Source organism: Neobacillus bataviensis LMG 21833 (genome assembly GCF_000307875.1).
GTDB classification, from domain to species: Bacteria; Bacillota; Bacilli; order Bacillales; family Cytobacillaceae; genus Neobacillus; species Neobacillus bataviensis.
Genome location: NZ_AJLS01000129.1, coordinates 44,580 through 50,579 on the forward strand (window position 1 = coordinate 44,580; position 6,000 = coordinate 50,579).

Annotated in this window: 6 protein-coding genes and 1 riboswitch; of the genes, 4 read left to right on the forward strand and 2 right to left on the reverse strand. The window is 39.9% G+C overall.

Going from position 1 to position 6,000, the window contains the following annotated elements:
• Window positions 1–313 precede the first annotated feature (313 nt).
• On the reverse strand, window positions 314–517 hold the full coding sequence (locus tag BABA_RS19165; RefSeq protein ID WP_007086888.1) for a hypothetical protein: 204 nt from the start codon (window positions 515–517) through the stop codon (window positions 314–316).
• Window positions 518–685: 168 nt separating this feature from the next.
• On the opposite strand from BABA_RS19165, the gene BABA_RS26160 reads away from it, so the two are divergent.
• Window positions 686–1,303 (forward strand): DUF6241 domain-containing protein, encoded by a 618-nt coding sequence (locus BABA_RS26160; RefSeq protein ID WP_007086889.1) that lies wholly within the window; start codon window positions 686–688, stop codon window positions 1,301–1,303.
• 47 nt (window positions 1,304–1,350) lie between these two features.
• On the opposite strand, the gene BABA_RS19175 is transcribed toward BABA_RS26160, so the two are convergent.
• A complete protein-coding gene (locus BABA_RS19175) occupies window positions 1,351–1,533 on the reverse strand; it encodes a hypothetical protein (RefSeq protein ID WP_007086890.1) in 183 nt (60 codons plus the stop codon).
• 546 nt (window positions 1,534–2,079) lie between these two features.
• Window positions 2,080–2,263, forward strand: a riboswitch (Lysine riboswitch).
• 152 nt (window positions 2,264–2,415) lie between these two features.
• Here BABA_RS19175 and BABA_RS19180 point away from each other — a divergent pair.
• The 3 genes from BABA_RS19180 (at window position 2,416) to BABA_RS19190 (ending at window position 5,788) form a co-directional block, all read left to right on the forward strand.
• Window positions 2,416–3,129 carry a cysteine hydrolase family protein gene (locus BABA_RS19180; RefSeq protein ID WP_007086891.1) on the forward strand — a complete coding sequence of 238 codons (714 nt, stop codon included), beginning with the start codon at window positions 2,416–2,418 and terminating at the stop codon, window positions 3,127–3,129.
• Window positions 3,130–3,148: 19 nt separating this feature from the next.
• Window positions 3,149–4,495 carry an APC family permease gene (locus tag BABA_RS19185; RefSeq protein ID WP_007086892.1) on the forward strand — a complete coding sequence of 449 codons (1,347 nt, stop codon included), beginning with the start codon at window positions 3,149–3,151 and terminating at the stop codon, window positions 4,493–4,495.
• Between the two features lie 201 nt (window positions 4,496–4,696).
• Window positions 4,697–5,788, forward strand: a complete 1,092-nt coding sequence (locus BABA_RS19190) for a PfkB family carbohydrate kinase (protein WP_007086893.1) — start codon at window positions 4,697–4,699, stop codon at window positions 5,786–5,788.
• The last annotated feature ends 212 nt before the right edge of the window (window positions 5,789–6,000 follow it).

The window sequence follows — 6,000 nt, forward strand, 5'->3', positions numbered from 1 at the left end:
GGGACCTAACAACGACAGAAATTTTACCGACAAACTGGACAGAGTTCTTTTAACATAAGGGTTTTGGTCCCATTTAATCAAACGATTAATTAGTAAATTTCTTGTTCATCAAACGATTGGTTGGAATTGCTGCTTTTGCTGTTATTGAGGGGGTTACGTGATTTTTGTGGTACGAAGTTTGTCGATGGGTGGTTTGGTATTAACGAGTGAAAATTAAAATGTGTTGGAGGCGGAAAAGGGCCGTGAGAACCCACCCCTTGGTATTACTCGCTCATCCCAAGAAACTCCTCTTGTGCTACTGCTGTTCGTTTTGTTAAAATCTTAGGCTCCGTAAAAAGTGAATTCCTAATGAAAAGATTAATAGTGATAACGCCATTATGGTAATTAACCATGCCCTCTCAAACAGGTTGTATCCCTTTTTTTCCGCAAACCATTCTCCAAGTAATATAATAAGATAATAGATAATAAACTGTTTTACAAACAATAAACTAAAGCTCCATAATCCTTGAGCATCCATATAATTAATCCCCTTTCACTTGATAAATATATTCGGTGGCTCTAGGGGTTATTCTGGTTGGTATACTATGGAAAATGGATATATAATTAAACTACCTTTTTATCATCCCTTCTTTTTTATTACCTTACATATATAATCAAAATCAATTAGAAACTGGGGTTGCAATTTTTGGAAACTGATTGGCAAAAAGAAAAGATTAAAAAGCTACTGATGTCTTTAGGCATCCTTGTTCTTGTGCTGATCATTGCTGCTTTTGCTGTTTATAAAATCAATGCTAACGCTCGTGCATATGAATTAAAGCAGCAAGAGAAACAACAGTACGAAGAAGAACGACGTGCTGCATTAGAAAAGGAACAAGAAGAAGAGGCTAAACGTGCTGAAGAAGAGGCTCTTAAAAATCTTGCAGGACGTATTGGTTTCATTGAGGGGATTGAATATGACACAGGACTTACCCCGGAATCTACTGAAGGTCAAGTAATGAAGGTGATGCACGAAATGACGCATCAAAAGGTTAGGGCAGAAAGAAAATATGGTGCCATTCCAATGGTGGAAGACACAGTGAATCAAGTGATCGAAATCGTTTCTGCCAGTAACTTTACTAATAAAGAGAAGATGCTTGAGATTGTAGAAAATTGGAAGAAGGGTCGGTTCAATATCATTGATTCTGATCACAATTTCCTTTGGGAGCAACAAGAGGGTTTAGTGGGCAGGGCATATGGAGTTCTAAGTTTTACTGAAGAAAAAGAGTTTGTAAGGGAGAAGTTTCCACAATTTGTCCAAAAGTAAGCAGAAGAATGCTTGGGTGAGTAGGGGGTACAGCCCCCCCTCAAGACTCATCCCAGAGTCTTTAAATCGTCCCCATTATACATTTCTAATTGGTGCCGCAACTCTGTTATGTAATGCATCATTGCCAGTCTTACGACAGATGGGTAGTATCGATTGTTAAGCTCATGTTCACATTCCTCTAAATCCATCTTTTTCACTGTGATAATTTTAGTTAATTCTTCAATACTCATAGATTCATCCCCCTACATATTAAAAATTCACCATCACTATAAGGATTCAGCTTTGACCGGGATTGCCAGGGCAAAACCACCACATTTTACTCACTCTCCCAAGCTATTTCTATAGCTACAGGATGGACATTTTTTTCGTAGTTTATACAAAAATTTGTCTCTGAAAATAGTAATGATATTTGAGGGGGAACTCCTAAGGATAAATATTAATCTGATTGTAAAGATGTCATAAAAAAATTGTAATTATCTTTTTATTGATAGTATACAATTATGTAAAATATTGGATTCTAATTCCTGTTTTATGCATGCTCTATAGTGGGGAATAAATAGGGCCAAGGGTAAGGTTTGGGTGATATTTTGGTTTGTTCGATTTGGTGAACAAAACGAAAGAGATAGACCAAGAGAACTGTCCCCTGCTTCGAAAAAAAAACCATAAAAACCGTCCCGGCGGTTCCGATTGGTGACCCTTTGGATACTACTTCCATTGACATTAAAATACCGTTATTTTAGAATATACACAATAATTGAATAAGCCTCACTTTAACCTAGTGGGGTAGAGGCGCGATGTTTAATAGTCTTTAGTGGAGCTTGGGAACGCTGTGATGCTAAGGAGAAGGGGATGTCGCCGAAGTGTGGAATAGGTCTCGCTATTACATGCTGGGTCTGCAGTGAATAATTGCAGGACTGTCTTAATAAGCTGACAGGTTTATTAAGTTGTGCTATCTCTTGTGGGATAACGGGTGGGGACTTTAGAATGACTACAATGTTTTCTGAGTTCATCTCAGAATGGGTTTGTAGTTTTTTTATTGCAAAAAAAGGGAATGACGGGCAGATTTCTGTTATTTCTTTTTGCACATATCGAAATTCTAGGAGGCTATCAACATGGAAAAGCAACAAACGTTATACTATGAATTTGTCCCGGCGGGTGAGGAAAGGATTCAACCAGATCCAAGTAAAACCGCTCTATTAATCGTGGACATGCAAAATCAGTTTATCAGTAAGGATTTTGGGGATGCCGATGTAGCGAGAGAAAAAGGCATGTGGGATAAATGGGAATATTTTTATAATCGCCTAGAAGACATCGTTATACCAAATAATCAAAAACTATTAGAGTTCTTTAGAACCAATCAATTAGAAGTTACTTTTGGCAGGATTGCCTGCCATCACAAAGATGGGCGCGACCGATCTCCTGTTCAAAGAAGACCTGGCTGGAATAATATCCTGCTGCCAATCGGGCATTACGGGGCAGAAATGGTAGATGAACTGAAACCATTAGAGGATGAAATTGTCGTTAATAAAACTACTGATAGTGTTCTTTCTGGAACGAATTATGAATTTCTCCTTCGAAATATGGGGATTGAAACAGTCGTCTGCACAGGTGTTGTGACCGATCAATGTGTGGCCTCTACTGTCAGAAGTTTAGCGGATGCGGGATTTGAAGTGATTTTAGTAGAGGATGCCTGCTGTGCAGCAACACAAGCATTACATGATGCTGAAATTATGATTATGAATCAAATTTATTGTGAAGTCATGAGCACGGATGAAACGATCCGATTGATAAGTAATCAAATGGGGAAAACGTTACAGGAAGCCTAAGTGAGAGGAAGCTTTTTTTATGAGTTTGTCAAATAATAGCGGAAATCATCCGCAGTTTAAGAGAGTTCTAAGTTTAAGGGATCTTGTGATTTATGGGATCGCCTTTATGACACCAATTGCGCCTGCGTACATTTATGGCTATGCGGCAGTTTCCACTAGAGGAATGCTCTCGTTAGCGTATTTAATCGCCATGGTCGCGATGATGTTTTCTGCCTATAGCTATGGACGGATGGCCGCGGCTTTCCCTGTGGCAGGTTCAACGTATACGTATACACAGCGTTCTATTAATCCGCATCTCGGTTTTTTTGCCGGATGGGCGATGTTCATGGATTACGTTTTAGTCCCACTGATTGTTTTCATGGTAGGTGCCTCTTATGCAAATGCTCTTGTTCCTTCTATCCCTTATTGGGTGTGGGTACTCATCATTGCTGTAGTGATTACCTTTATCAATATTCTTGGGATTGAAATGGCGGCAAAAACAAACAACATCCTTGTCCTCTTTATGGGCCTTGTGGTTGTTATTTTTGTGATCTTCTGCATTAAGGCTATTGTTGGCGGGGAATCAGCCAATAGCATTATTTCAATCAAGCCGTTCTTTCACGATGAAACGTTTGCTACTTCTGCTATTATTGCAGGGGCTGCCATGGCCTGTTTTTCGTTTTTAGGATTTGATAGTATTACGACTTTGTCAGAAGAAGCAATCAATCCAAAGGATGATATGTGGAAAGCAGCTATGCTTGCATGCCTGATCGGCGGGTTACTCTTTATCGTACAAGCCTATGTCGCTCAGCTTGTGTGGCCGGATGTGAATTCCTTTAGTTCCGCAGATACAGCCCTATTTGATATTGCGAAAAAGGCCGGCGGGGCAGCACTAGCTACGATTTATACGATTGCGATTATCGTTTCCACCTTTACGGCAGGTTTAACCGGGCAAGCAAGTGCCTCCCGATTAATGTTTAGTATGGGGCGTGATGAAGTACTGCCGAAAAAGTTCTTTACGTATGTACATCCTAGGTTTAAAACGCCTATTCTGAATATCTTGTTAATGTGTATCATTAGCGTTGTCGGAGCACTTGCTCTTCCGATTTCCTTTGTCGCGGAATTAATGAATTTTGGCGGGTTAACAGGCTTTATGTTTGTGAACTTGTCTGTAATTGTGTATTATTACTTCCGAAAAAAAGAGAAAAAGTTCGTACGCTATTTCTTACTGCCCGCATTAGGATTTTTAATCTGTTTTTATTTGTTTATTAATCTTTCTGCCTTAACATTGAAAGTAGGCTTCGTGTGGCTGGCAATTGGATTTGTCTACGCACTCATAACAACAAAAGGATTTAAGAAAAAACCGCCTATTATGGAAGGGTTGTAAAGGGGAACCGCGGGGACGGTTCTGCTGGCATTTTCCAATGCGAAAAAGCCAGGAGAACTGTCCCTTTTGGTTTCTTGCAATCCATTTATTGATTATAATAGAATAACTTATCATCCACTTTCGAAATGGTCAGGCTGTTCCAATCGAAAAGGGAAAACGAAGCACAAGAACCGTCCCCTGCTTCAGAAATGAGGTTGTTCCATGGATAAAGAGGCTCAAATTTTACATTATATTAAGATGAATCCTTTTATTTCACAGCAGGAGTTATCGAGTAAGGTTGGATTATCACGGCCTGCTGTTGCGAATTATATTGCGAGTCTGACGAAACGCGGTGAGATTAAAGGGCGTGGCTATATTCTCCGCGAGGAATCGGCGATTGTTTGTATTGGGGGAGCCAATACAGACAGGAAAGCGCGGTCAGATCAAAATGTGCGTTTATATTCATCTAATTCAGTAAAAATTACGGAAGCTTGTGGCGGTGTAGCACGCAATTTGGCTGAAAGTTTAAGCCGGCTCGGACTTACCACTTCTCTTATGGCCTGTGTCGGGGATGACAAAGAAGGTAACTGGATCCTGAAGGAAACGAAAAGTCAGGGAGTGGATGTTAGCCAGGTTTGGGTGTTACCAACCGAACAAACGGGAACCTTTACTACCCTTTTGGATATCAATGGTGAAAGCGTTGTCTCCATGGCGGATATGAATATATACGAGAAACTAACCACTTCCATGTTTGAGGAAAAATGGTCCCATATTAGTGCCTCAACTGCGGTGTTTTTGGATACAAATATCCCTGAGGAAAGTATTAGTTATGTAATGAAGCGCTGCAGTGATGTAAATATCCCTATTTACATCGATCCAGTATCTCCAGTCAAGGCAAGAAAACTTCCTTTTCGTCTTGATGGTGTCGAACTTCTGATTCTAAATCGTGGAGAAGCAGAGATCCTAACTGACATAAAAATTGACTCCATCAAGAATTGTCAAACAGCCTGTGAAAAAATGAGTCAGCGTGGCGTTCAAAAAGTGTTGATCACACTCGGTGATCAGGGGGTTTATTACTATTCTCCTGAGGAATCTGGGCACTTGCTTCCTTTTAAAACGGAGGTTGTCGATGTCACGGGGGCTGGTGACGCATTTGCGGCATGCGCCATCTATGGAATCATGAATAAAGAATCACTAGTTCGTGCTTGCCAATTAGGACTTGCCGGTGCGGCTCTTACCCTTCAAACCGAAGAATCTATTTCATCCTTTTTAAAGCCTGAAAAAATTGAGGAAATCGTAAAGGAGTATTCGTGACTTTTTCTTAAGGCTCCGAATGTTGATTTCACTATATTTGAAAAATAAACGGAAAAATTCCGACTATTTTGGGAAATACCCATATTTCCTTAAAAATAAGAGAAGTTTTTCCGGTTATCTTATCCAAAATCGTTGGATTTTGTCTTATTTAGAGCAGTTAATCGGAATATCTCCGCTTATATCTGCTTCTTGAGCTTCCTCTATATACATTA

Coding starts and splice junctions, on each gene's coding strand:
- BABA_RS19165 (WP_007086888.1), bottom strand. CDS start 517: ATGGATGCTCAAGGATTATGGAGCTTTAGTTTATTGTTTGTAAAACAG.
- BABA_RS19175 (WP_007086890.1), bottom strand. CDS start 1,533: ATGAGTATTGAAGAATTAACTAAAATTATCACAGTGAAAAAGATGGAT.
- BABA_RS19180 (WP_007086891.1), top strand. CDS start 2,416: ATGGAAAAGCAACAAACGTTATACTATGAATTTGTCCCGGCGGGTGAG.
- BABA_RS19185 (WP_007086892.1), top strand. CDS start 3,149: ATGAGTTTGTCAAATAATAGCGGAAATCATCCGCAGTTTAAGAGAGTT.
- BABA_RS19190 (WP_007086893.1), top strand. CDS start 4,697: ATGGATAAAGAGGCTCAAATTTTACATTATATTAAGATGAATCCTTTT.